Here is a 25,250-nt window from a genome sequence, read left to right as displayed (position 1 = left end):
TGCTCAGTCCTTGAGGAGTTGGCGGGCCATGACGATGCGCTGGACCTGGTTGGTGCCTTCGTAGATTTGGGTGATCTTGGCGTCGCGCATCATCCGTTCGACGGGGTAGTCGCGGGTGTAGCCGTAGCCGCCGAGGAGTTGGACGGCGTCGGTGGTGATCTCCATCGCGGCGTCGGAGGCGAAACACTTCGCGGCCGCCCCGAAGTAGGTCAGGTCCGCGTCGCCACGCTCGGACTTCCCCGCCGCCGTGTAGGTCAGCTGCCGTGCCGCCTCCAGCTTCATGCCCATGTCGGCGAGCATGAACTGGATGCCCTGGAACTCGGCGACCGGTTTGCCGAACTGTTTGCGTTCGCGGATGTAGCCCTTGGCGTAGTCCAGGGCGCCCTGGGCGATGCCGACGGCTTGGGCGGCGATGGTGACCCGGGTGTGGTCGAGGGTGCGCATGGCGGTGGCGAAGCCGGTGCCGGGGTCGCCGATGATGCGGTCGGCGGGGATGCGGACGTTGTCGAGGTAGACCTCGCGGGTGGGGGAGCCTTTGATGCCGAGTTTCTTCTCGGGTGCGCCGAAGCTGACGCCGGGGTCGGACTTCTCGACGACGAAGGCGGAGATGCCGCGGGAGCGGGCCGCCGGGTCGGTGACGGCGAACACGGTGTAGAACTCGGAGACGCCGGCGTTGGTGATCCATCGTTTGACGCCGTTGAGGATCCAGTGGTCGCCGTCGCGGACTGCTGTGGTGGTCATCGATGCCGCGTCGCTGCCGGCCTCGGGCTCCGACAGGCAGTACGAGAACATCGCCTCACCCGCCGCCACCGGCGTCAGATAACGCCGTCGGAGTTCCTCGGACCCGGCCAGCAGCAGGGGCATGGTGCCGAGCTTGTTGCCGGCGGGGATGAGGGCCGACGAGGCGCAGGCGCGGGCGACCTCCTCGATGACGATCGCGGTGGCCAGGGCGTCCGCACCGGCCCCGCCGTACTCGACGGGGATGTGCGGGGCGTGGAAGTCGGCGGCGCGCAGCGCGTCGTACGACGACGTGGGGAACTGCCCCGTCTCGTCGGCCTCGGCGGCGTACGGGGCCACCTTGGCGGCACAGACCTCGCGGACCGCCTCGCGGACCGCCTCGTGCTCCTCGGGCAACCGGTACGCCTCGAACACCACAGACCCCCTCGTCGGAACCGCCGGCCAGCAAAATACCACCCGGTCGGTATGTTAGTCACCCCTTGAGTTGTCCGGGCCGGCGGTGTTAAATACCCACCAGTCGGAATGTGGGAGGCTGGATGACCCGCGCGGTCCGGGCAGGCATGGACTTCGTCTCCGCGCTCGACCGGGGCAGCCTCGGCGGCCTCGCCCGGTTGTGCGCCGCTGACGCGACCTGGTGGGTGGACACCGGCCCGGACCGGCGCGGCGGCGATCCGGATCTCGCGCCGCACGGCAGTGGACGCTTCCCGCTGCACGGCCTGATGCGGATGGACGACAAGCTGGCGCTGATGCGGTCCCTCGGCCCGCACGCGTTCCCCGCCGGCTGTCGGCAGATCCCCCGCCGGATCGTCGCCGGGGACGACACCTGCGTCATCGAGGTCGAGGGGTGCGGCGTCCACGCCAGCGGACGCGAGTACGCCAACCGCTACGGCTTCGTCGTCGACGTGGACCCGACCGGCGCGATCGTCGCCGTGCGGGAGTACCTCGACACCGCCCACGCGCAGCACGTCGTGGGCGACGACGCGCCCGTACCCCGCAGCAGCCTCGACGACCCCCCGCACCCCGACCCGCCCGACCCGGTCGGCGTGCCCCCGGCGCTGGCGACCGCGCTGGCGATGTGGCCGGCCCTCGCCCGGGGCGACCTCGACGCATTCGGCGCGTTGTTCACCGCCGACGCCACCTGGTGGACCGACTCCGGCCGCCGCCGCGACCTCGGCCGGCACCACGGCCGGGGTGACCTCGACGCCAACGGGCCGTTGCACGGCCGGGTCGCGATGAGCGGGAAACTCGCCGCGATGCGGGCCCGACTGGCCGGCGGGACCTACGCGTCCCCCGGGATCGCGGTCACCGCCGACCGGTGGATCGTCGACGACACCCTGGTCGCCGTCGAGGCCCACGGACACGCCGTCCTCGGCGACGGCGCCCGCTACCAGAACCGCTACCTCTGGATCGTCGACGTCCGACCCGGCGGCATCGCCGGGGTCCGCGAGTACTGCGACACCCTGCACGTCACCGACCTGCTGGGCGTCGCACCGGGGGCCGACCGATGACCCTGCCGTTCACCGACCTCAACCACGTGCTGACCACCACCCGGTCGGTCCGACTCCGCCTCGACTACGACCGCCCGGTGCCCCTCGACCTCGTCGGCGAGTGCCTCCAACTCGCCGTCCAGGCGCCCACCGGCGGCGGCGCCGAGGACTGGCGCTGGCTCGTCGTCGGCGACCCGGAACTCAAGGCCGAACTGGCTACGCTCTACCACGCCGCCTACCGCACCCACGTGCACGAACCACTGCACAGCGCGGCCGGCACCGGCAACGACCTGGTCCGGGGCCGCCTCGGCGGCGTCGACGCGGACGGCACGGTCAGCGCCCGCACCGCCCGTATCCTCGCCGGAGCCGAACACCTCGCGCAGCACATCGGGCGGGCCCCGTACCTGGTCATCCCGTGCGCCACCCGACCCGACCCGGCCACCGGCGGCCCCGGCACCAACTCCGCCCTCTACGGGTCGCTCTATCCGGCGATCTGGCAGTTCAACCTGGCGCTGCGGGCGCGCGGACTCGGCACCGTCATCACCACCCTGCACCTGCACCACGCCGCCGCCGTCGCCACGCTGCTCGGCATCCCCGACGGCGCGGTGCAGATCACCATGCTGCCGGTCGCGTACACCCTCGGCACCGACTTCAGGGTCGCCGCCCGCCGACCCGTGCGCAGCGTCAGCTACCTCGACCGGTGGGGAACCCCGTTGCCCTACCGGGACAAGCCCGTCGACCGACTCACCGGAGAGGACCACCGATGACCGGCGCAGTGATCACCGACATCGACGAGGTGCTGACCACCACCCGCGCGGTGCGCCACCGGCTGGACTTCGACCGGCCCGTCGGCCGCGCCGTCGTCGAGGAGTGCCTGCGCCTCGCCCAGCAGGCACCGATGGGCTCCAACCTGGAGGACTGGCGGATCGTCGCGGTCGACGACCCGACACTCAAGCGGGAACTGTCCACCCTGTACACCGAGATCTGGCACGCCACCGTCGCCCGCCCGCTGGCCGACGGCGAGGCGGCCACCACCACCCGGTTGTCACCCGGCGTCCGGGCCGACCCGCAGGCCCAGGCCCGCCAGCAGCGGGTCCTCGCCGCCGTCAAGCACCTCGTCGACCACCTGGCGCAGGTGCCCGTCCTGGTCGTGCTGTGCAGCACCAAACCGGTCCCGCAACGGCCCGTCGGCGGCACCGCCTCCGGCTACTACGGGTCGATCTTCCCGTTCGCCTGGTCGTTCCAGCTCGCCCTGCGCTCCCGGGGCCTCGGCTCGGTGCTGGCCACCGCCCTGGCCCACCGGGCCACCCGGGTACGCGAGGTGCTCGGCCTGCCCGACGACTGGCGACCGGTCACCCTCGTCCCGGTCGCCTACACCCGGGGCCTGGACTTCCGCCCCGCCGCCCGCGCCGACCTCGCCGACGTGGCGTTCTGGAACGGGCCCACCGAGCCGGCCGGATCGGCGACCCGGTGAGAGCCGCCCACGTCCGCACCCCGAGCGCCGCCGACCCGGTGGGTGCGCTGCTCGTCGGCGACCTCGCCGTCCCGCAGACGCCACCGGGCTGGGTGGAGGTCGACGTCCGGGCCGGTGCGCTGAACATGCACGACCTGTGGACGCTGCGCGGCGTCGGCACCACCGGGCACGACGGGCCCCGGGTCATCGGCAGCGACGCGGCCGGCGTCGCCGCAGGCCGCGAGGTGATCGTCTACCCGGTGCTGCCCACCGCGCCGGACGGCCGGACCGTCCCGCACGCCACCCTGCTGCCCGACGCCGGCCACGGCGTGCTCGCCGAACGGATCGTCGTCCCGGCGGCCCACCTCGTCGCCAAGCCCGCCGGACTGAGCTGGGCCGAGGCCGCCAGCCTCCCGACCGCCTGGCTCACCGCGTACCGGATGCTGTTCACCCGGGCGGCGGTCGGCCCCGGGCGGACCGTGCTGGTGCAGGGCGCGGGCGGCGGGGTGGCGACCGCCGCGATCAGCCTCGCCGTGGCCGCCGGCGCCACCGTCATGGTCACCTCCCGGTCGGCGGCCAAACGGGAACGGGCCCTCGCCCTCGGCGCGGCCGTCGCCCTGGACGTCGGCGCGCGGACCCCGGAACTCGCCGACATCGTGGTGGAGACCGTCGGCGCGGCCACCTTCGACCACTCGACCCGCTGCACCCGGGCCGGCGGCACCATCGTGGTGTGCGGCGGCACCAGCGGCTTCACCGCCGAGCTGGACCTGCCGCGGCTGTTCGCCCGGGAGATCAGCGTGCACGGCGCGACCATGGGCACCCTCGACGAGTTCGAGGCGCTGGTCGGGTTCGTCGACACCCACCGTATTCGGCCGGTCGTCGACAGCGTCGTCGACCTCGCCGACATCCGCACCCAGGCGGCCCGGATGCTGGCCGGCACCGCGTTCGGCAAGCTCTGCGTGAGCCTGACGTGACCTCCGTGGTGCTGACCCGGCGCGGGGCCGCCCTCTGGGCGCGCATCGACCGGCCCGGGTCCGGCAACGCCTGCGACAGCACCGTGCTGGCCGGTCTCGAACGGTGGCTGGCCGGCGCGGCCGACCCAGCGGTACGGGTGCTGGTGCTCACCGGCACCGGCCGCAGCTTCTGCGCCGGAGCCGACCTCGCCGAGGCCACCGCCCTGCTCGGCGACCTGCCCGCGCTGCTGGCCCATCTCGACCGGGGCCGCCGCCTCGTCCGCGCCCTCCGGGCCGCCCCGGTGCCCACCGTCGCCGCGGTCAACGGGGCGGCCTTCGGCGGCGGCCTCGAACTGCTGCTCGGCTGCGACATCGCGGTCGCCGCCGACACCGCCCGGATCGGCGACCGGCACCTCGCCGCCGGTCAGGTCCCCGGCTGGGGGTCAAGCGTCCTGCTGCCCCTCGCCGTCGGCCCCGCGCCCGCCCGCCGTCTGCTGCTCACGGGGGAGACCTGGTCCGCCGAGGAATCCGAGCGCCGGGGACTGGTCAGCGCCGCCGTCGCCGCCGACCGGCTCGTCGGGCACGTCGACGCGCTGGCCGACGCGGTCGCGGCCCGCGACCCGGCGGCGGTCCGCCGGATGCTCACGCTCGCCCGCCCGCCGGTTGCCGAGGCGGACTGGGACCGGGAGTGGGAGACCCTCACCGCGCACGTCACGGCCCAGGCGGCGGCCCGTGCCGCAGCCGCGTCCCCGCCCGACCGCCACACCCCCGGGACACCGACCCGACCCGCCACCCTGGACCGACCACCCGGAACGGAGCACCCCTGATGCGCACCATGAGACGGACCACCGTCGACACCCCTTCCGACCTGCTGGGGCTGGTCGGCACGGAGCTGGGCGTCAGCGCGCCGCAGGTGGTGACCCAGCGGCAGGTCGACCAGTTCGCCGACGTCACCGGGGACCACCAGTGGATCCACGTCGACGTCGAACGGGCCCGGTCCGGGCCGTTCGGCGGCACCGTCGTGCACGGGTTCCTCACCCTGGCCCTCGTCCCGTGCCTGCTCGCCGACATCCTGGAGGTGCGGACCTTCTCGATGGGGGTCAACTACGGGCTCGACCGGGTCCGGTTCGTCAGGCCGCTGCCGCCGGGGGTCGAGATCCAGGGCGCCGCGACGCTCGTCGCGGCCACCGCGATCACCGCGCCCGGCCCGGAGGCCACCCCCGGCGTGCAGGCCAAGGCGTCGGTGGCGGTGGAGTTCGCCGACACGTCGCAGCCCTGCTGCGTGGCGGAGATCCTGTTCCGCTACTACGCCTGAGCGGGGAGCCGCCGCCAGGCGTCGGCCGGGTCACGGCCGCCGCCGGGCCGGCGGTCACCCGGCCCGGCGGCGGTGGTCACTCGGTCGTCCGCGACGGCGCGACGAACCGGCCCCGGTAGAACGACAGCGCGGGCACGTCGGTCGGCTTGAGGTGGACCCGGTCGACGTCGATCAGGACGATCACGTGGTCGCCGCTGGTGATCACCTCGTCGCGCCGTCCGGCCAGGATCGCCGGGGTGTCGGGCAGCAGCGGGACGCCGTCGGGGCCGGGCACCCAGGACACCCCGTCGAGCCGTTGCTCCCCGGACAGCCCGGAGGTGGCGAACCGCCGGGCCACGTCCTCCTGGTCCTGGCTGAGGATGTGCACGGCGATCCGGTCGGCGTCCATCAGCACCGGGAAGCTCGACGAGAAGCTGGTGACGCAGAACAGCACCTTCGCCGGGTGCAGGGAGACCGAGGTGAACGAGTTCACGGTCAGCGCGGCGACCGCGCCCCCGGCGGTCACCGCCGTCACCGCCGTCACGCCGGTGGGAAAGTGCCCGCACACCTGGCGGAACTCGGCGGAGTCGAACAGGGGCTCGGCCATCATCGGTTCACCGCCGGGTCGCAGGAGTCGTGGTCGGGACGCAGCCCGGTGTCGAGCTGGATCAGGCACAGGGTGTGCCCACCCGGGTCCTTCACCAGGTGCAGCCGGCCGTGCGGGGTGTCGACCGGACCGACGGTCGGCTTGCCGCCCAGGGCGGTCACCCGGGCCAGCGCGTCGTCGAGCGAGGCGACGGCGAAGTAGGTGACCCACGTCGACGGGATGGGGTTCGGCCAGGCGTTGTCGAGTTCGAGGACCCCGGCGACCGGCACGTCGGCGAGCATCAGCACCGTGTAGGGCCGGGCCGTCGGCGAGTCGTCGCGCTGCTGGGTGGTGTAGCCGAACAACGTGCGGTAGTAGGCCACCGCCTCGGCCGGCTCACCGGTGTCCAGCTCGTTCCAGCACAGCGCCCCGACCGAGTTGACCGCCTGGACGCCGACACGCGACTCACCCTGGTAGAGGCCGAAGGCCGCGCCGAACGGGTCGATCACCGCCGCGCCGGTGCCCGCCGCCGGCAGGTACCGCGGCGGCGCGACCAGTTCGCCGCCGAGCGCCACCGCCTGCCGGGCGGACGCGGCGATGTCGTCGACGGCGAAGTAGGTGAGCCAGCCCCGGGGGCGGTCGCCGTGCAGGGCGGCGGCGTCGGAGATCCCGGCGACGTCCCGCCCGTCGATGCTGCACATCCGGTAGGTGGTGCCGCCGAGGCGTTCGGCGCGGACCGTCCAGCCGAGCAGCGCGGCGTAGAAGGTCTCGGCCTGCGCCGGGTCGGGTGTGCACAGCTCCACCCAGACCGCCTCGCCGGGCTGGAAGCGTGGTCTCATCCGGTTGCCCCCCTGGTGGCCGGGCCCGCGACGATCGTGCGGGCCGAGATGTCGTACGCCTGGTCGGCGGTCCCGGTGGCCAGGCTCGACTCGACGACGCCGACCACCGCGCGCAGGGTCGCCCCCGGCACGGCCAGCAGCGCGTCGACGAGCTCGTCGACCGCCCGGTCCAGCTCGTCGTCGGGGACCACCCGGGCGACCAGGCCCCAGTCGAGCAGTTGCCCGGCGGTCGCCTCCGCCACCCCGGTGAGCAGGTGGTAGGCGTGCGGCCGGGGCACCGACCGGGCGATGGTGTGGCCGACCCCGGCGGGGGCGAAGCCGTAGCGCGCCTCCGGCAGGGACAGCCGGGCGTCGGCGGCGGCGACCGGCAGGTGTACGGCGCTGAGCAGGCCGACGCCGAACCCGATGATCCGTCCCCGGACGGCGGCGACGACGGGCACCGGGAGCCGACGGATGCGCTGCACCGCGGTGTCGCTGGCGCGTAGGTCGGCGGCGACCTCCTCGCGGGTGGCCCCGGCCAGCGCGGTGAACGACGAGGTGTCCCAGCCGGCGCAGAAGTGCCGCCCGGCCATGTCGAGGCGGATGACCGCGCAGGTCGCGTCGGCGGCGGCGGTCTCCAGGGTGTCGACGAGCCGGTGCAGCGTCGGGGTGTCGAAACAGTTGCCGCGCGCCGCGTTGTCGAAGCGGACCCGGGCGAGGCGGCCGTCGTGCCCATGGGTGAGGGTGATGGTCACCGCGGTATCATACAAACCGGTCGGTATGAACACAACGGCGCTGGCCGGCGGGCCTTTGTCATGCGAATGTCATGAGCGGGATACCGGGTTGACCCGTTGACTTGATACCGGCTGGTCGGTACTTTGTGGCGAACGTCACCGCCGCCTCACGCGGAGACAGAACGGGTCCATCGCAGTGAAGGACACCCATGATGATCATGAAATCCCTGCGCTCCCGGCGCTTCCTGGCACTGGCCGCCGCGCTGACCGTCGTGGGCGCCGGCCTCACCGGGTGCGGCGGCTCCGACTCCGACAACTCCGGCGGCTCGGGCACGGGCCCGATCCGGGCGCTGCTCGCCGCCCAACCGGCGACCCTCGACCCGATCGTCGGCGCGCGTTCCGCCCAGATCGTCTGGGCGACGATGCTCGAACCTCTGATCAACACCGGTAGCGACCTCGCGCCGGCCGACACCGGCCTGCTCACGAGCTGGACCCGCACCGACGCCACCACCTGGACGTTCAAGGTCCGGCCCGACATCAGCTTCAGCAACGGCGAGAAGGCCGACGCGGCGGCGGTCGCCAACACCATCACGCTCACCCGCGACAACCCGGCCTCACAGCTCAAGTCGTACTTCGGCAACGTCACCGCGATCGAGACGCCCGACGCCACCACCGTCGTGGTCACGACCAAGACCCCGCAGTACGACATCCCCGACCTGCTCACCACCGTCTACCTGGTGCCGCCGAAGTACTACCAGGAGAAGGGCTCGGAGGGCTTCGCCGCCGCACCCGTCGGCACCGGCCCGTACGTCTGGTCGGGCGCGAACGCCGGCCGCGACATCTCGGTCAAGCGCAACCCCGACTACTGGGGCACCAAGGCGACCAACGAGGGTGTCACCTTCACCTGGGCCAACGAGGCCGCCCAGCGGCTCGCGCTGATCCAGAGCAAGAGCGTGGACGTCTCCTTCGACCTGCCGCCGGCCCAGGCCAGCGCCGCCAAGGCCGCCGGGGTCGAGGTGGTCAGCACCGAGACCGCCATGAAGATCATCGCCTTCCTCGACTCCACCAAGGCGCCGTTCGACGACCCGAAGCTGCGCGAGGCGGCGGCCCTGGCCATCGACCGCGACGCCATCGTCAAGGGCATCTTCGACGGCCAGGCGGTCGCCGACGCCGGGCTGCTCAACGTCAAACCCGGTCAGCAGCCGACGCAGAGCGTGACCGCCGACGCCGCCAAGGCCAAGGAACTCCTCGGCGGGGCCACCCCGACCGTGCAGATCACCTACCCGGCGGCCCAGTACACCAACATCGAAGAGGTGTCCCAGGCCGTCGGGGGCAGCCTGGAGAAGGCCGGCTTCAAGGTCAGCTACGTGCCGCTGGACTACGGCACGCTGGTCAAGCGGATCGTCGGCCGCCAGGTGCCCGGTCTGTCGATCTTCGCCGGGGTGCCGAACGTCGCCGTGCCCGACTACTTCGTCAGCGGTTTCATGAAGACCAAGTCGATCACCGGCAACTGCCCCGACCCGCAGATCGACACCCTGGCCCAGCAGGCGCTGGAACAGAACGACGCCCAGCAGGCCGCCCCGATCTACGAGCAGCTCAACACGATCGGCGTGGTGCAGAAGCACTGCTACGTGCCGCTGTACCGGCAGGTGTTCAACTACGCGACCGGCCCCGGCGTCTCCGGCGTGGTGTTCGGCCCGCTGAACACCGTGGACTTCACGAAGACGACCCGCTGACGATGTCCGAGGTAGTGGAGACGGGGGTGCCGGGCGACCTCGCCCGGCACCCCCGCACCCCGGAGTCGGAGCCTCCCGTGCTGGAGGTCGACGACCTCGTCGTCGAGCACCGCGACGGCGGCACCGGCGCGCTCTTCCGCGCCGTCGACCAGGTGTCGCTGCGCATCGCGGCCGGCGAGAGCGTCGCCGTCGTCGGCGAGTCCGGCTCCGGCAAGACCACCCTGGCGATGGCGGCCACCGGGCTGGGCCCGCGCGGCCGGGGCGACATCCGGCTGCTCGGCCACTCGCTGGCGGCGGTCAGCCGTGCCCAGCTGCGTCGGCTGCGCCCCGAGGTGCAGGTGGTCTTCCAGGACCCGCACGGCTCGCTCGACCCCCGCCAGTCGGTCCGCTCCGGGCTACGGGAACTGCGGGCGCTGCAACCCGAACGGACCTCCTGGATCGACGACGCCGACCTGCTCGGCCGGGTCCGGCTCGCCCCGGACCTGCTCGACCGCTACCCCCACCAGCTCTCCGGCGGCCAGGCGCAGCGGGTCTGCATCGCCCGCGCGCTGCTGATGCGCCCCCGCCTCATCGTCGCCGACGAACCGACCTCCGGCCTCGACGTCTCCGTCCAGGCCGACGTGCTGGCCCTGCTGCGCCAGATCCGGGCCACCACCGGCGCGGCGCTGCTGATGATCAGCCACGACCTGGCCGTGGTCCGGTCGCTCTGTGACGTCGTGCACGTGATGTACCGGGGCCGGGTCGTCGAGGCGGGACCCTGCGACCGGGTCTTCGGCACCCCCGAGAACGACTACACCCGCGAACTGCTCGCCGCGATGCCCGGCGCGCGCTGGAGGTCCCGCCGATGAAGGCCAGCACCGTACGCCGCGTCGGCGGGCGGCTCGCGTCGCTGTTCGCCTCGCTGCTCATCGCGCTCAGCCTGGCGTTCCTGCTCGGCCGGCTCTCCGGCGACCCGACCGCCACCATCCTCGGCCCGATGGCCCCGCCCGAACAACGCGAGGCGCTGCGCCAGCAGCTCGGCCTGGACCTGCCCGTCGTCGTGCAGTACCTCGACTACCTCAAGGGCGTGTTCACCGGCGACCTCGGCCAGTCGTTGCAGTTCTACCAGTCCAACACCTCGATGATCGCCGACCGGCTGCCGTACACCCTGCAACTGGTCGGTGCGGGCATGGCCCTCGCGCTGCTGGTCGGCGTGCCGCTCGGGGTGCTCGCGGCGACCCGGGAGGGCACCTGGTGGGACCGGGGGGCATCCACCCTCGCCCTGCTCGGCCAGTCCGTGCCGGTCTTCTGGTTCGGCATGATGCTGGTGGTGCTGTTCGCCGTCAAACTCGGCTGGCTGCCCGCCGGCCAGTCCGGCAGCCCGAGACACCTGATCCTGCCCGCGCTCACCATGTCGGTCTACCCGATGGCGCACATCGCCCGGCTCACCCGCGCCTCGATGAGCGACGCGCTGGCCGAGCCGTACATCGACTCCGCCCGCGCCCGGGGCATCAGCACCCGCCGGGTGGTGTGGCGGCACGCCTTCACCAACGCGATGATGCCGATCCTCACCATCGTGGTGCTCCAGACCGGCATCCTGCTCTCCGGCGCGGTCGCCGTCGAGTACGTGTACTCCTGGCCCGGTCTCGGCCAGCTCGCGTTGCAGGCCATCCAGTTCCGCGACTTCCCGCTGGTGCAGGCGATCGTGGTGTTCGGCGCGCTGGTGTTCGTGCTGCTGAACCTGCTCGTCGATGTCCTGCACTCGATCGTCGACCCGAGGGTGCGGTGAGCATGAGCCAACTCGAACTCGACCCGGTCACCGCCCCGGCGGTGCCCCCGCGCCGGGCCGGCCGCCGGGCGCGTACCTCGGTGTTCTGGCTGGCCCTGCCGCTGGCGGTGGCCGCCGTCGCCGTGTTCGTGCTGCCGCTGACCGGGCTGCTGCCCGCCGCCGGCCAGGACCTCGACGCGACCCGCCAGCCGCCCGCGTTCCTGGCCGGCGGCAGCTGGGCGCACCCCCTCGGCACCGACAAGCTCGGCCAGGACCTGCTCACCCAGTTCGTCTCGGCCGGCCGGCTGACCATCGTGATCGGCCTGGTCGGCGCGCTCGTCGCGATCGGCCCCGGCACCCTGCTCGGCCTGCTGGCCGGCTACTTCCGGGGCTGGGTCGACCGGGTCATCTCGATCCTCATCGACGCCCAGCTGGCCCTGCCGTTCATCCTGGTCGCCCTCGCCATCATCGCCAACCGGGGCAGCTCCCTGCCGGTGCTGTTCCTGGTGCTGGCGCTCACCGGCTGGGCGGTCTGCGCCCGGGTCACCCGGGCGGCGACCCTGGCCATCCGGGAACGCCAGTTCGTCGTCGGCCTGCGCGCGGCCGGCGCGTCCGAACCCCGGATCGTCTTCCGGCACATCCTGCCCAACCTCGCCGGCACCATCGTCGCGCTCGGCACCCTCCAGGTCGGCACCGCGATCCTGGTCGAGAGCGCGCTGAGCTTCCTCGGCCTGGGCGTGGTGCCGCCGATGAACAGCTGGGGCTCGATGCTCGCCTCCGGCCAGGACGAACTGAGCCAGGCCTGGTGGATCGCCTTCTTCCCCGGCCTCGCCATCACCGTGCTGGTGCTGCTGGTCAACCTGCTCGGCGACGCGCTGCTCACCCACCACGACCCACGGAAGAGGCGGCGATGAGCGCACTGCTGAAGCTCTCCGGGCTGTCCATCACCGCCCGGCTCGCCGACGGCGAGCTGACCCTGCTCGACGACGTCGACCTGGAGATCCGCCGGGGCCAGATCGTCGGTGTCGTCGGCGAGTCCGGCAGCGGCAAGACCACCCTCGCCCGCGCCGTCGTCGGCCTGCTCGACCGCAACGTCCGGGTCGACCGGGGCACCGTCACCGTCGGCGACGAACAGGTGGTGGCCCCCGGCGTCGACCGCACCGCGCGGGTCCGGGGCAGCGCCGTCGGCATGGTCTTCCAGGACGCGTCCCGGTCGCTGAACCCGCTGCTGAAGGTCCGCACCCAGCTCGCCGAGGTGCTGCGCCGCCACGTCCGGGACATCAGCCGGGCCGAGGTCGAGCGGCGCTCGGTGGAGGTGCTGGCCCAGATGCGCATCGACGACCCCGGCCGGGTGCTGGCCAGCTACCCGCACCAGCTCTCCGGCGGCCTGCGCCAGCGGGTCGCCATCGGGCTCGCCGTCGTCACCCGCCCCGCGCTGGTGATCGCCGACGAGTGCACCACCGCCCTGGACGTCACCACCCAGACCAAGGTCGTCGACCTGTTCCGCACCCTCGTCGACGAACTCGGCATCGGCCTGCTGTTCGTCACCCACGACCTGATGCTCGCCAGCGACCTGTGCGACCGGATCGCGGTGATGAGCGGCGGGCGGGTCGTCGAACAGGGCGACGCGCTGACCGTGCTGGACCGACCGCAGCAGGAGTACACCCGACGCCTGCTCGCCGCCATCCCCTCGTGGAGCTGAAGGAGAACCCGCGACCCATGCCCGAGCAACCAGGCATCGACGCCTACGCGGCCTACCTCCCGGCGTACGTGCTCGACGACAACCGGCTCGACCCGAGCGCCCCGGCCCGTGCCGGCGGCCCCACCCGCGGCGTCGCCGGCTACGACGAGGACGCCGTCACCATGGCCGTCGAGGCGCTGCGGCACGTCGCCGCCGGCACCCCGGCCGGGCGGCACCTGCTGCTGGCCACCACCAGCGCACCGTACGAGACGAAGACCTCCGCCGGGGTGGTCCACGAGGCGCTCGGCCTCGACCCCGGGGTCACCGCCCTCGACCTGCGCGGCCACCGGGCCGGCGCGTCCGCCCTCGACCTGGTCCTGCGGGGCGTCGCCACGGCGGCCCTGGCCGACGTGCGCACCACCCGCCCCGGGGCCCCCGACGAACTGGCCCAGGGCGACGCCGCCGCAGCGTTCGTCGGCGGCGGGCGGGCCGCCGTGCTCCTCGCCCGCGCCGGCCACACCAGCGAGCTGCTGGACCGCTGGCGGCTGCCCGGCGAACGCCACGACCGGGTCTGGGACGAACGGTTCACCGCCGAGATCCTCGTCGCCGCCGGCCTGGACGCCGCCCGCCGGGCCCTGGCGCAGGCGTCCCTGGACACCGTCGACGAGGTCGTCGTGTCGTCGTCGAACCCGCGTGCGGCGGCGGCGCTGCGCAAGACGCTCGGCGGCACCGGAGGGGACGCGACCGTCGAACGGGCCACCGGCTTCACCGGCGTCGCCCACCCCGGCCTGCTGCTCGCCGCCGCTCTCGACGAGGCGGAACCCGGGCAGACCATCCTGCTGCTGTCGGCCACCGAGGGCGGCGACGCGTTCGTGCTGCGGGTCGGTGACGGCGTCCGCGCCGCCCGGGGCGGGCCGTCGGTCCGCGCCCAGCTCGCCGCCCGGCAGCGCCTCGGCTACGGCCGCTACCTGCGCTGGCGCGGGCTGCTCGACGTGCAGGGTCCGGCCCGACCGGCCGCCCCCGCCCCGGCCGCCCCGCCCATGCACCGCCGGGCCGGCTGGAAGTACCGGCTGGAGGGCAGCCGGTGCGCCGCCTGCGGCCGGGTCACCACACCCCCCGGGCGGGTCTGCGCCTCCTGCGGCACCGCCGGGTCCGGCAGCGCCCCGGTGTCGCTGCGCGACCGCACCGCCCGGGTGGTCTCGGTGACCCGCGACCACCTGACCACCATGCCAGAACCCGAGGTCGCGATCGTCGTCGCCGACGTGGACGGCGGTGGCCGGCTCAGCGCGTACGCCACCGACGTGGCACCCGCCGACGTGGCGGTGGGGATGGCGATGACCCCCGTGTTCCGGCGGCTCTGGACCACCGACTCGATCCACAACTACTTCTGGAAGCTCCGCCCGGCACCCGCCGACGCCGCGCCAGGGAAGGACACCGCCGATGGCCAGTAGGCGCACCACCCACGACGTCGCGATCGTCGCGATGGGCTGCACCCCGTTCCGGGACCACTGGAACTCCTCCGCCGACGACCTGCTCGTCGACGCCGTGCAGGAGTGCGTCGGGTCGCTGCCCGACGTCACCCTCGACGACGTCGACGCGTTCTGGGTCGGCACCCAGGGCTCGGGCATGTCCGGGCAGACCCTCGCCCGGCCGCTGCGGCTGACCGGCAAGCCGGTGACCCGGGTCGAGAACTACTGCGCCACCGGCTCGGAGGCGTTCCGCAACGCCGCCTTCGCCGTCGCCTCCGGCGCGTACGACATGGTCATGGCGACCGGGGTGGAGAAGCTGAAGGATTCCTCCTACTCCGGGCTGTCGGCGGTGTTCCCACCCGCCGACGGCACCGACGTCGACTGGACCGCGCCGGCCGGGTTCTCCCTGCTCGCCCCCGCCTACCAGGCGGCGTACGGGATCGACGAGCGGGAGATGCGCGCCGCGATGACCCGGGTCGCGGTGAAGAACCACGCCAACGGGGCCCGCAACGACCGCGCCCAGTTCCGTCGGGCGGTCACCGCCGAGACGGTGGAACGGTCCCCGCGGATCGCCGGGCAGCTCGGCGTCATGGACTGCTCCGGCGTCTCCGACGGCGCGGCGGCGGCGATCCTGGTCCGCGCCGAGGACGCCCACCGGTACACCGACAGGCCGGTCTACCTGCGCGGGATGAGCTTCGTCGCCGGCTCCGGGGCCGGCCTGGCCGCCGACGGCTACGACTTCACCACCTTCCGCGAGGTGGTCACCGCCGCCGGTGAGGCGTACGAGCAGGCCGGGGTGACCGACCCGGCGGCGCAGATCTCGCTGGCCGAGGTGCACGACTGTTTCACCCCGACGGAGGTGGTGCTGATGGAGGACCTGGGTTTCTCCGCCCGCGGCAAGGCATGGCGGGACATCCTCGACGGCCGCTACGACCTCGACGGGGCGTTGCCGGTCAACACCGACGGCGGGCTCAAGTCGTTCGGCCATCCGATCGGCGCGACCGGGCTGCGGATGATGTTCGAGTGTTTCACCCAGCTGCGCGGGGAGGCCGGGCCCCGGCAGGTGCCCGACGCCCGGCTGGCGGTCGCCCAGAACCTCGGCGGGCAGCCCGGTTCCTGCGTCGCGTTCGTGGCGGTCCTGGGGAACGAGCGATGAGCGCCCGGGTCACCCTCGACGGCCGGGTCGTCGTCGTCACCGGCGCGGGCAACGGCATCGGCCGGGCCCACGCGTTGACCCTCGCCGCACGCGGCGCGTCGGTGGTCGTCAACGACCTCGGCGGGACGGTCGACGGCTCCGGTTCCTCGGGCGCGGCCGAGCGGGTCGTCGCCGAGATCCGCGCGGCCGGTGGCACCGCCGTCGCCTCGACCGACTCGGTGGCCACCGCCGCCGGGGGCGCGGACCTGGTCGGCCGGGCGATCGACACGTACGGCCGGCTCGACGCGGTCATCCACAACGCCGGCATCCTGCGGGACCGGACGCTGGCCAAGATGTCCGACGAGGACGTCAGCGCGGTGCTCGACGTGCACCTGGCCGGGGCGTTCCACGTGCTACGGCCCGCCTGGCCGCACCTGGTCGCCCAGGGCTACGGCCGGATCGTGCTGACCAGCTCGTCGTCCGGCCTGTTCGGCAACTTCGGTCAGGCCAACTACGGCGCGGCCAAGGCCGGCCTGATCGGGCTGATGAACGTGCTCGCGCTGGAGGGGGCCCGCCGGGGCATCCTGGTCAACGCGATCGCGCCGACGGCGGCGACCCGGATGACCGAGAACCTGCTCGGCGAGCTGACCGACCGGTTCGACCCGCAGCACGTGGCGGCGGTGGCGACCTTCCTCGCCTCGGAGCAGTGCCAGCTCAACCGGCACATCCTCACCGTCGGCGGCGGCCGGGTCGGGCGGATCTTCCTGGGCGTCACCCCCGGCTGGTACGGCGGGCCCACCCCGGCCTCGCCCGACGACGTGCTCGGCGCGGTGGACGAGATCTGCCGGCTCGACGACTTCATCGTGCCGGACAGCGGCGCGGACGAGGTCACCCTCATCCAACGGGTCCTCGGCGGGCCGTCCGGCCCGTCGGCCTGATTCCGGCGCGAACCAACAGGAAGGCAGGCACCATGCCGGTCAGCGAAGTGCACCACGTGGCCATGACCGTCTCGGACGTCGACCGCGCCGCGGACTTCTACGAACGGGCCCTGGGCTACCGCCGGACGCTGCGCACCGACGTCGGCGGGCCGGGGATCGAGGTGTCGCTGGGCCTGCCCGCCGGCACCACCGGCCGGGTCCAGTACCTCCAGGGCCCCAGCCGGGTCGGCCAGCTCGAACTCATCGAGTGGAACGGCGTGAAGACCCGCACCGCCACCGCCGGTCACCTGGAGCTGGGCACCTTCCTGCTCAGCTTCGAGGTGCCCCTGGACGAGTTGGACGACCTGCACCGGCGGCTGACCGAGCTGGGCGCGCAGTGCCTGTCCGCGCCGAACCGGGTGCTGCTCGACAACTACGGCTACATCACCGCGTTCGCCGCCCGGGACCTCGACGGCAACCTGCTGGAGTTCGTGTCGCTGCCGTCCCGGGAGGAGATCCTGGCCCGGCGGCGGGGGAGCGGCGACTGATGGGCGGCAGCAACTTCACCGAGACGCTGCGCCGGCAGGCGTTGCGCCGCGCCGACGCCGAGGCCCTGGTCGACGGGGCGGCCCGCTGGACGTACGCGGAACTCGACGCCGACGTGGACCGGCACGCCGCGGCCCTGCGCGACGCCGGCATCGCCGACGGCGACCTGGTCGGGGTGCTCGGGCGCAACACCGCCACCTACGTCGTCGAGCTGCTGGCGCTGAGCCGGCTCGGCGCGGTCTCGGTGCCGCTGAACTGGCGGCTGCACGCCAACGAGCAGGCGTACGTCATCGACCAGGCGGGCGTCACCGGCCTGCTCTACGACGACGACTTCGCCGCCGACGCCGCCCGGCTGGCGGCCACGACCGGGCTGCGCACGCTGGTCGCCAACGGCGACACGGTCGTCGGCGACGCGCGACGGCTGGCCGACCTGCTCGCCGGGCAGCCGCCGGGCGTGCGGGTCGCCGACGCCGACAAGGGCCCCGCCGACGTGCACCGGCTGCTCTACACCTCGGGCACCACGGCCCGCCCCAAGGGGGTGGTGCACACCTGCGGGAACCTCACCGCGAACCACTTCGCGCAGGTCCTCGAACTGGAGTTGACCGCCGCCGACCGGATCCTCGTTTCCGCGCCGCTGTTCCACGTCAGCGGGCTGGAGGCGCCGGGCCTGGCGACGTTCGTGGCCGGCGCGACGATGGTGCTCACCCCGACGTTCAAGCCGGCCGACATCGCCCGGATCGCCGCGCAGGAGCGGATCACCGGCATGGTGCTGGCCGCCCAGATCCTGTTCGGCCTGCTCGACCTGGACGACCCGCCGGATCTCGGAACGCTGCGCTACCTGCTGTTCGCCGGGGTCGCGCCGAGCGTGCGGCAGGAGGTGAAGCGCCGGCTGCCGCACGTGCGGCTGATCGACACGTTCGGCATGACCGAGCTGTGCAACGGCGTGTGCTACCTCGACGCGGCCCACGAGCAGAGCAAGCTCGGCGCGCTCGGCGCACCCTTCCCCGGGGTGCAGATCCGCATCGTCGACGAGCACTTCCGGCCGGTCGGCCCGGACGTCGAGGGGGAGATCGTCGTCCGGGGGGAGAAGGTCTCGCCCGGCTACTGGAACGACGACGAGGCCAACCGGCGCAGCCGGCGCGACGGCTGGTTCCGCACCGGCGACGTGGGTCGGATCGACGCCGACGGCTACCTGTGGTTCGTCGACCGCCGGGCCGACCTGATCAAGTCCGGTGGGGAGAACATCGCCAGCGCCGAGATCGAACGGGTCCTGGCCCAGCACCCCGACGTCGCCGAGGTCGCCGTGATCGGGGTGCCCGACCCGCAGTGGGACGAGGTGCCGAAGGCGTTCGTCATCCTCCGCGACGGCGCGACCGGCACCGCCGAGGACCTGCGTGCGCACTGCCGGGCCGAACTGGCCCGCTTCAAGGTCCCCCGGTACGTGCAGCTGGTGACGTCGTTGCCGCGCAACGACTCCGGCAAGGTGCTGAAGAAGGCGCTGCGCGAGGCGGCGGAGTGAGCACCGCGAACCTGGCCGCGATGCTGGCCGGCAACGCCCGCCGGTTCGCCGACGCCGACGCGCTGGTCTTCGAGGGGCGTCGGTGGACCCACCGGCAGCTTGACGACGACGTCAACGCGCTGGCCGCCGGCCTGACCGCCGAGGGGGTACGCCCCGAGGGCCGGGTGGCGGTGGTCGCGGACAACGTCCCCGAGTTCCTGCTGCTCTGCCTGGCGCTGGCGAAACTCGGCGCGGTCGTCGTACCGCTGAACTACCGGTTGACGGCGGGGGAGTTGGCCCGGCTGCTGGCGCACGCCCGGGTCGAGGCGGTGGCCACGGTGCCGGAGTTCGCCGCGCTCACCGCCGCCGCCCTGGCTGACCTGCCGGCGGTGCGCCGGTTCGCGCTGGAACCGGTCGACGACGGCTGGACCGACGTGCGGGCGCTGGTCGCGGCGCACCGGGGGGCGCGGGTCGCCGACGCCGACCTCGACGACGCGGCCCTGCAACGGATCGTCTACACCTCCGGCACCACCAGTCTGCCCAAGGGGGTGCTGCTCACCCACGGCAACGTGAACCGGAACATGCACGCCCAGATCGTCGAGCTGGGGTTGCGGCCGACCGACCGGATCCTCAACGCCGCGCCGCTCTACCACGTCGGCGGCACCGACCTGCCGGGCTTCGGCATCTGGCACGTCGGGGGCACCATGGTGCTGCACCGCCGGTTCGTGCCGGCGGCGGTGCTGCGGGCGATCGAGACGGAACGGATCACCGGCATGGTGGTGGCGGCGACCATGCTGGACCTGGTCCGCCGCGAGCCCACCGCCGCGACCACCGACCTGTCGTCGGTGCGTTGGCTGATCTTCTCGCAGGTCACCTCGGCGCTGTTCGGGGTGGCCCGGGGACTGTTCCCGAACGCCCGGCTGATCGAGGGGTACGGCCTGACCGAGACGTGCAGCGGGCTGACCTACCTGGACGCCGCGCACCAGGAGTCCAAGCAGGGGTCGGTGGGGCTGCCGGTGCCGTGGGTCCAGGTCCGGGTGGTCGACCCGGACGGCGTGGACGTGCCGGTCGGCGCGCACGGTGAGGTGGTCGCGCGCGGGCCGAAGGTGAGCCCCGGCTACCTCGACGATCCGGCGGCGACCGCCGCCGCGTTCCGGGACGGCTGGTTCCACACCGGCGACATCGGCTGCTTCGACGCCGACGGTTACCTCTACATCCGCGACCGGCTCAAGGACATGATCCGCAGCGGCGGGGAGAACATGTCCAGCGCCGAGATCGAGAACGTGCTGGCCGACCACCCGCTGGTGCTGGCCGCATCGGTGGTGGCGGCCCCGCACCCGGTGTGGCAGGAGGTGCCGGCCGCGTTCGTGGTCGCCCGGCCGGGGTTGACGCCCGAGGCGCTGATCGCGCACGCCCGGCAGCGGCTCGGCCGGTTCAAGGTGCCCAAGGAGGTCTACCTGGTGCCGGAGTTCCCCACCAACCCGTCGGGCAAGGTGCTCAAGCGGTCCCTGCGGGAGCTGCGCTCGACGCTGCGCCCCGACTGGACGTACGACGACCCCCGGCGCGACTGAGGCCGCGCCGGGCCGGCCGCCCCGGCGTCAGCGGCCGGTGGCGTGCCGCAGCAGGGCGAGGGTGTGCACGAGAGCGAACCGCCGGGTGCCCCGGCCCAGCTCGTCCCACGGCTTCTTCCAGGTCATCCGCTGGGCGAGATCCCACGCGGTGCCGCCGTCGCGGGCCAGTTCCCGGACCGTCCCGACCTCGTCGCGGTGGAGGGCCGCGAGGGCACCCGCCCGGGCGGCGACGTCGCGGTAGGGGAACTGGTGTGCGGGGCAGGCGATGGCGGCCCCGAGGTCGCGGATGCGGGCCAGCGTGTCGAACAGGTCGGCGGCCGGGTCGTCGTCGGGGCGGCTGACGATGGCGAGTTGGGTGGGCCCTTCGGCCATCATCGTGTCGCCGGTGAACACCAGGCCCCGGTCGTCGACGTAGACGGTGTGGCCGTAGGTGTGCCCGGGGGCGGGCAGGGCGCGGATGCCCACGTCGCCGAAGCGGAACTCGGTGTCGTCGACCACGGCCACGTCGAGCTGCAGGTCCTCGCGGTGCACGGCGACGGCGACCGCGTCGGCGTACATGGCGGCGACGACGTCGGGTGGCGCGCCGGTCAGGTCGAGCGCGGTGCGTACCTGCTGGAGGAAGGTGCCGCGCCGCCGGTGCATGGTGGCGAAGTCGTCGGCCGCGCCCATCACCACCCGCGCGCCGGAGGCGGCGCGTACCCGGTCGGCGAAGCCGACGTGGTCGGGGTGGTTGTGGGTGAGCAGGACCGCCGGGATCGTCTCGACCCGGTGGCCGATGGCGGCCAGCGACCGCTGGAACGACGTCCAGCAGCTCGGGTGGTCGTAGCCGGCGTCGACGAGGACCGGGCCGTCTCCGGTCTCGATCAGGAAGACGGTGATGGACCGCAGGGCGCTGCCGTGCAGGGGGACCGGGATGGCCCAGACACCGGCGACGACCTGCGCGGGGACCGGCACCTGACGGGCCCGCCAGCTGGCGGCGTGGGCGTCGCTCACGGGTATGGACATCGTCGGGAGGCTCCCTTACTGTGGGACATCAACATACCGGATGGTCGGAATCTAGCTCAAGGAGTTCGATGAGCGACGAGCGGACCGGGTTCCGGCTGTGGGCAGCCGCGGAACCGGAGCTGTGCGCGATCGTGACCGCCGACGACCGGCGGATCTCCTACGGTGACCTGTTCGCCGAGGTGAACCGGATCTCGCACGGGTTGCGTAGCCACGCGGGCCTGCGGCCCGGCGACACCGTCGCGGCGGTGCTGACCAACAGCCCCGGCCTGGTCGCGCTCTATCTCGCGGCGATGCAGTCCGGGCTCTACCTGGTGACCCTCAACTACCACCTCACCGCGCCCGAGATCGGCTACATCCTGGCCGACAGCGCCGCGAAGGTGGTGGTCGGCTCCGAGCGGGTGCAGGACGTGGTGGTGGACGCCGCCGCGGACGTGCCCGACATCCAGGTCTTCGTCGACGGCACGCCCCGCACCGACCGGGCCCGGCCGCTGTCGGCGCTCACCGCCGACATGCCCGCCACCAGCCCGGCGCAGACCCCGGCCGGCTCACTGATGATGTACACCTCCGGCACCACCGGCCGGCCCAAGGGGGTCAAGCGCCCACTCAGCGGCGTCGACGCGGACACCGGCGCGCTGACCTACGTCTGGCTGTTCCGCGAGTTCGGCATGGAACGCGACGCGTTCGCGTCCTGGCTGGTGTCGGCCCCGATGTACCACTCCGCCAACATCACCCCGGCGATGGGCGCGCTGCACGCCGGCGGCACCATGGTGCTGATGGACGGCTGGACGCCGGAGGGCTTCCTGCGCCGGGTCCAGCAGTGCCGGGTCACCGGCACCAGCATGGTGCCGACCCACTTCTACCGGCTGCTGCAACTGCCCGAGGCGGTGCGCGAGCGCTACGACGTCTCGTCGCTGCGCTACGTGCTGCACGGCGCGGCGCCCTGCCCGCGCGAGGTCAAGCAGCGCATCCTCGACTGGTTCGGCCCGGTGGTCTACGAGTACTACGGCTCGACCGAGGTCGGCACCACCATCGCACGCCCGCACGAGTGGCTCGCCCACCCCGGCACGGTGGGCCGGCCGGCCTCGATCTCCACCCTGCGCATCCTCGACGAGCTGGGCAACGAGGTGCCCGTCGGGCAGACCGGCATCGTCTACATGCGCCAGGGCGACGACCGGGTCGAGTACCACAACGACCCCGGCAAGACCGACGGCGCGCGTCGCGACGGCCTGCTGACCGTCTGGGACGTCGGGCACGTCGACGCCGACGGGTTCCTCTACATCACCGGCCGCGCCGCCGAGTTGATCCTGGTCGGCGGGGTCAACGTCTACCCTGCCGAGATCGAGGCGGCGCTGATCGGCCACGACTGGGTTGCCGACGTCGGGGTCGTCGGGGTGCCCGACCCGGAGTTCGGTGAGGTGCCCCAGGCGCACGTCGTGCTCACCGGCACCGCGCCCGACCCGGACACGGCCGTCGCGCAGTTGCGCCGGTACCTCACCGGGCGGTTGGCCAAGCCGAAGCGCCCGCAGTCCTACGTGGTGCGCGACGCGCTGCCCCGCGACCCGAACGGCAAGCTCTACAAGGCCCGGCTCGTGCCCGCCGAGGAGGCCAGCGCATGACCGGCGACACCGACGACCCACAGGGGGGTGGGCATGGACTTCGCTGACAGCGACACCGACCTGGCGTTCCGGCGCGAGGTCGGCGGATGGCTCGACGGGGCGCTGGCCGACGTGCCCGACCAGGAGGAGCTGACCCAGGACGAGCGGGAGCACTGGTCCCGGGTGTGGCAGGATCGGCTCTGCGCCGGCAACTGGGCCGGACTGTCCTGGCCGGTCGCGCACGGCGGCCGGGGGATGGACGCGTTGGCCCAGGCCGTCTTCAACGAGGAGGCCGCGGTACGCGGCGCGCCGTACCCGCTCAACGGGGTGGGCATGATGCTGGCCGGGCCGACGATCATCGCGCACGGCACCGACGCCCAGCAGGCCCGGCACCTGCCCGGCATCCTGCGCGGCGACGAGTACTGGTGCCAGGGCTTCAGCGAGCCCGGCTCCGGGTCGGACCTGGCCAGCCTGACCACGGCGGCGACCCGGGTCGACGGGGGCTGGCGGATCAACGGGGCCAAGATCTGGACGTCGAATGCGCACAACGCCTCGCGCTGCCTGCTGCTGGCCCGTACCGATCCGGCCGCGCCGAAGCACCAGGGGATCACCTACTTCCTCGCCCCGATGGACGGGTTCACCGTCCGGTCGCTGGTGATGATCAACGGGGACACCGAGTTCAACGAGATGTTCCTCGACGACGTGTTCGTCGCCGACGACGACGTGCTCGGCGGGGTCGGCAACGGCTGGACCGTCGCGCTCACCACGCTCGCGTTCGAGCGCGGCAGCATGGCGCTGAACCTGTGGGTCTGGGCCCGGCAGGCGGTCGACCGGCTGATCGACGTCGCGGTCGAGCGGGGCGTCGCCGACGACAGCGCGTTCGTCGACGCGGTGGGCGCGTTGCAGTGCGACGCCGAGGCGGTCCGGATCGGGTCGATGCGGATGCTCGGCGAGAGCCGGGCCGGCGGGGTGCCGGGCCCGGAGACCTCGGCGCTCAAGAGCCTGTGGGCCCGGGTGGTGCAGAACGCCAACCGGCTCGCCGTGCAGCTCGACGAGGCCGGCGGGGTGCTGGTCGACGGCGCCGGCGCCGCCGCCCGGATGCGCCGCTACCTGCGGGCCCGCGCCCACACCATCGAGGGCGGCACGGAGGAAGTCCAGAAGTCGATTCTCGCGGAGCGGGTGTTGCGCCTGCCCCGCTCCCGCTGAGCGAGGTGGTCCGGTGCGCGCGACATTCACCCAGGAACAGCAGGACATCGGCCGGACCGTGGGCGCGCTCGCGGACGCCGACCGGGGCACGGCCCGCGCGGCGTGGTCGGGCGGCTGGCGGGCCCCGGCGGGGGACGGGCCGCTGCTGCGTGACTTCGGGTTGCTCGGGGTGCCCGAGTCGGCCGGTGGCATCGGGTCGGGCCTGATCGACCTGCTGGTCGCGGTCGAGGCGCTCGGCGGGCGGCTGGTGCCCAGCCGGTTCCCGGCGCACGCGGCGGCCGTGCAGCTGCTCTGCGGCGACGGGCGGCGCGGGCCGCTGCCCGAGGAGGTGCTCGACGGCCGCCGGGTGCTCACCACGGCGGTCGACGTGCCGGGCAACTCCGGCTGGGCCGACACGGCGTCGGTGGACCCGCTGGTACGCACCCTGGTGCCGTACGCGGCGCAGGCCGACGGCGTCGTCGCGCTCGGCCCGGCCGGGGTCTGGTTCGCCGACCCGGTCCGGATCACCGCGCGGCAGTCGCTGGACCCGTCGGTGCCGCTGGCGGACCTGACGCTGGCCGCGCCCGAGCGGCCCCAGCCGTCCGGTGCCGGGCCGCTGCGGGCGGCGCTGGTGGTGGCGGCCGAGCTGTGCGGGGTGGCGCAGGGGGCGATCGACCTGGCCGCCGAGCAGGCCCGCACCCGCCGCCAGTTCGGCCGGGTGATCGGGTCGTTCCAGGGGGTAGCGTTCCCGCTGGCCGAGGCGGCCACCGCCCGCAAGGCGGCCTGGGACCTGACCCTGTACGCGGCGTGGGCGGTCGACACCGGACGCCCGGACGCCGGGGTCCAGGTGCACGCGGCGAAGGCGGCGGCCGGACAGGCGGCGGTGTTCGCCGCCGAGCGGTGCATCCAGGTGCACGGCGGGATGGGCATCACGATGGAGGCGGACCCGCACCTGTTCCTGCGTCGCGCGTTCGTGCTCGACGCCCGCTGCGGGCGGGGGTCGTGGCACCGGCGGCGGGCCGGCGAGCTGCGCATCCGGGCACGTCGGGCCACGCGGGGCTGACCTGCGGAAGTCTTGCCGGGTGCCAACCCGGAGCAGTAA

25 protein-coding genes are annotated in these 25,250 nt (G+C 73.5%); 20 read left to right on the top strand and 5 right to left on the bottom strand.

All coding sequences use genetic code 11. The annotated features are described in order from the left end of the window. Positions 1–3: 3 nt before the first annotated feature. Positions 4–1,152 carry an acyl-CoA dehydrogenase family protein gene (locus ACWCHM_RS14710; protein ID WP_454222764.1) on the bottom strand — a complete coding sequence of 383 codons (1,149 nt, stop codon included), beginning with the start codon at positions 1,150–1,152 and terminating at the stop codon, positions 4–6. A 122-nt stretch (positions 1,153–1,274) separates the two neighbouring features. On the opposite strand from ACWCHM_RS14710, the gene ACWCHM_RS14705 reads away from it, so the two are divergent. From ACWCHM_RS14705 to ACWCHM_RS14680, 6 genes are read left to right on the top strand one after another with little or no spacing between them, the layout of a single operon-like run. Beyond that, entirely contained in the window at positions 1,275–2,246 is a 972-nt protein-coding gene (locus ACWCHM_RS14705) for a nuclear transport factor 2 family protein (protein ID WP_454222762.1), read from the top strand. Further along, a complete protein-coding gene (locus ACWCHM_RS14700; protein WP_454222761.1) occupies positions 2,243–2,992 on the top strand; it encodes a nitroreductase family protein in 750 nt (249 codons plus the stop codon). Before ACWCHM_RS14705 ends, ACWCHM_RS14700 begins: the two co-directional genes overlap by 4 nt. Next, positions 2,989–3,699: a nitroreductase family protein gene (locus tag ACWCHM_RS14695; protein ID WP_454222760.1), complete on the top strand. Its 711-nt coding sequence runs from the start codon at positions 2,989–2,991 to the stop codon at positions 3,697–3,699. The genes ACWCHM_RS14700 and ACWCHM_RS14695 overlap by 4 nt, the downstream gene beginning before the upstream one ends. Continuing rightward, complete coding sequence (locus ACWCHM_RS14690) at positions 3,696–4,652, top strand: zinc-binding dehydrogenase (protein ID WP_454222758.1); 957 nt, start codon at positions 3,696–3,698, stop codon at positions 4,650–4,652. The genes ACWCHM_RS14695 and ACWCHM_RS14690 overlap by 4 nt, the downstream gene beginning before the upstream one ends. Then, the gene (locus ACWCHM_RS14685; protein WP_454222757.1) at positions 4,649–5,458 is read left to right on the top strand and encodes an enoyl-CoA hydratase/isomerase family protein; all 810 of its coding nucleotides are present in this window, start codon (positions 4,649–4,651) and stop codon (positions 5,456–5,458) included. Before ACWCHM_RS14690 ends, ACWCHM_RS14685 begins: the two co-directional genes overlap by 4 nt. Further along, positions 5,458–5,946 (top strand): MaoC family dehydratase, encoded by a 489-nt coding sequence (locus tag ACWCHM_RS14680; RefSeq protein ID WP_454222756.1) that lies wholly within the window; start codon positions 5,458–5,460, stop codon positions 5,944–5,946. Before ACWCHM_RS14685 ends, ACWCHM_RS14680 begins: the two co-directional genes overlap by 1 nt. Before the next feature lie 76 nt (positions 5,947–6,022). Here ACWCHM_RS14680 and ACWCHM_RS14675 read toward each other — a convergent pair whose 3' ends face one another. From ACWCHM_RS14675 to ACWCHM_RS14665, 3 genes are read right to left on the bottom strand one after another with little or no spacing between them, the layout of a single operon-like run. Beyond that, positions 6,023–6,535 carry a flavin reductase family protein gene (locus ACWCHM_RS14675; RefSeq protein ID WP_204961035.1) on the bottom strand — a complete coding sequence of 171 codons (513 nt, stop codon included), beginning with the start codon at positions 6,533–6,535 and terminating at the stop codon, positions 6,023–6,025. Next, a complete protein-coding gene (locus ACWCHM_RS14670; RefSeq protein WP_144081591.1) occupies positions 6,532–7,350 on the bottom strand; it encodes a VOC family protein in 819 nt (272 codons plus the stop codon). Before ACWCHM_RS14670 ends, ACWCHM_RS14675 begins: the two co-directional genes overlap by 4 nt. Continuing rightward, positions 7,347–8,084 (bottom strand): enoyl-CoA hydratase/isomerase family protein, encoded by a 738-nt coding sequence (locus ACWCHM_RS14665; RefSeq protein WP_454222754.1) that lies wholly within the window; start codon positions 8,082–8,084, stop codon positions 7,347–7,349. Before ACWCHM_RS14665 ends, ACWCHM_RS14670 begins: the two co-directional genes overlap by 4 nt. Positions 8,085–8,275: 191 nt before the next feature. Here ACWCHM_RS14665 and ACWCHM_RS14660 point away from each other — a divergent pair, with 191 nt between their 5' ends. From ACWCHM_RS14660 to ACWCHM_RS14610, 11 genes are read left to right on the top strand one after another with little or no spacing between them, the layout of a single operon-like run. After that, positions 8,276–9,799: an ABC transporter substrate-binding protein gene (locus ACWCHM_RS14660; protein WP_204961037.1), complete on the top strand. Its 1,524-nt coding sequence runs from the start codon at positions 8,276–8,278 to the stop codon at positions 9,797–9,799. 2 nt (positions 9,800–9,801) lie between these two features. Beyond that, positions 9,802–10,647 carry an ABC transporter ATP-binding protein gene (locus tag ACWCHM_RS14655; RefSeq protein ID WP_454222753.1) on the top strand — a complete coding sequence of 282 codons (846 nt, stop codon included), beginning with the start codon at positions 9,802–9,804 and terminating at the stop codon, positions 10,645–10,647. Next, a complete protein-coding gene (locus ACWCHM_RS14650) occupies positions 10,644–11,567 on the top strand; it encodes an ABC transporter permease (RefSeq protein ID WP_454222752.1) in 924 nt (307 codons plus the stop codon). Before ACWCHM_RS14655 ends, ACWCHM_RS14650 begins: the two co-directional genes overlap by 4 nt. A gap of 2 nt (positions 11,568–11,569) precedes the next feature. Beyond that, complete coding sequence (locus ACWCHM_RS14645; protein WP_204961040.1) at positions 11,570–12,460, top strand: ABC transporter permease; 891 nt, start codon at positions 11,570–11,572, stop codon at positions 12,458–12,460. Further along, the gene (locus ACWCHM_RS14640) at positions 12,457–13,248 is read left to right on the top strand and encodes an ABC transporter ATP-binding protein (protein ID WP_204961041.1); all 792 of its coding nucleotides are present in this window, start codon (positions 12,457–12,459) and stop codon (positions 13,246–13,248) included. The genes ACWCHM_RS14645 and ACWCHM_RS14640 overlap by 4 nt, the downstream gene beginning before the upstream one ends. A 17-nt stretch (positions 13,249–13,265) precedes the next feature. Next, the gene (locus tag ACWCHM_RS14635) at positions 13,266–14,678 is read left to right on the top strand and encodes a zinc ribbon domain-containing protein (protein ID WP_454222751.1); all 1,413 of its coding nucleotides are present in this window, start codon (positions 13,266–13,268) and stop codon (positions 14,676–14,678) included. Then, complete coding sequence (locus ACWCHM_RS14630; RefSeq protein WP_454222750.1) at positions 14,668–15,852, top strand: acetyl-CoA acetyltransferase; 1,185 nt, start codon at positions 14,668–14,670, stop codon at positions 15,850–15,852. The genes ACWCHM_RS14635 and ACWCHM_RS14630 overlap by 11 nt, the downstream gene beginning before the upstream one ends. Continuing rightward, positions 15,849–16,769 carry an SDR family NAD(P)-dependent oxidoreductase gene (locus ACWCHM_RS14625; protein ID WP_454222749.1) on the top strand — a complete coding sequence of 307 codons (921 nt, stop codon included), beginning with the start codon at positions 15,849–15,851 and terminating at the stop codon, positions 16,767–16,769. Before ACWCHM_RS14630 ends, ACWCHM_RS14625 begins: the two co-directional genes overlap by 4 nt. A 32-nt stretch (positions 16,770–16,801) precedes the next feature. Then, positions 16,802–17,296, top strand: coding sequence for a VOC family protein (locus ACWCHM_RS14620; RefSeq protein ID WP_067309619.1), 495 nt, complete (start codon positions 16,802–16,804; stop codon positions 17,294–17,296). Continuing rightward, the gene (locus ACWCHM_RS14615; protein ID WP_454222747.1) at positions 17,296–18,813 is read left to right on the top strand and encodes a class I adenylate-forming enzyme family protein; all 1,518 of its coding nucleotides are present in this window, start codon (positions 17,296–17,298) and stop codon (positions 18,811–18,813) included. Before ACWCHM_RS14620 ends, ACWCHM_RS14615 begins: the two co-directional genes overlap by 1 nt. Continuing rightward, positions 18,810–20,363: a class I adenylate-forming enzyme family protein gene (locus ACWCHM_RS14610; RefSeq protein WP_454222746.1), complete on the top strand. Its 1,554-nt coding sequence runs from the start codon at positions 18,810–18,812 to the stop codon at positions 20,361–20,363. Before ACWCHM_RS14615 ends, ACWCHM_RS14610 begins: the two co-directional genes overlap by 4 nt. A gap of 27 nt (positions 20,364–20,390) precedes the next feature. Here ACWCHM_RS14610 and ACWCHM_RS14605 read toward each other — a convergent pair whose 3' ends face one another. Next, entirely contained in the window at positions 20,391–21,368 is a 978-nt protein-coding gene (locus ACWCHM_RS14605) for an MBL fold metallo-hydrolase (protein ID WP_204961048.1), read from the bottom strand. A 68-nt stretch (positions 21,369–21,436) separates the two neighbouring features. Between ACWCHM_RS14605 and ACWCHM_RS14600 the strand changes: the two genes are divergently transcribed. Genes ACWCHM_RS14600 through ACWCHM_RS14590 form a run of 3 tightly spaced genes read left to right on the top strand, consistent with a single transcriptional unit; the run spans position 21,437 to position 25,211 of the window. Further along, positions 21,437–22,984 (top strand): AMP-binding protein, encoded by a 1,548-nt coding sequence (locus ACWCHM_RS14600; protein WP_204961049.1) that lies wholly within the window; start codon positions 21,437–21,439, stop codon positions 22,982–22,984. Positions 22,985–23,017: 33 nt separating this feature from the next. After that, positions 23,018–24,169, top strand: a complete 1,152-nt coding sequence (locus ACWCHM_RS14595) for an acyl-CoA dehydrogenase family protein (RefSeq protein WP_204961050.1) — start codon at positions 23,018–23,020, stop codon at positions 24,167–24,169. Positions 24,170–24,182: 13 nt separating this feature from the next. After that, positions 24,183–25,211: an acyl-CoA dehydrogenase gene (locus ACWCHM_RS14590; RefSeq protein WP_204961051.1), complete on the top strand. Its 1,029-nt coding sequence runs from the start codon at positions 24,183–24,185 to the stop codon at positions 25,209–25,211. Positions 25,212–25,250 lie beyond the last annotated feature (39 nt).

The organism is Micromonospora sp. SCSIO 07396, assembly GCF_053667945.1.
The sequence above is the reverse complement of the archived record's forward strand: the minus strand, read 5'-3'. Positions and strand labels throughout refer to the sequence as shown.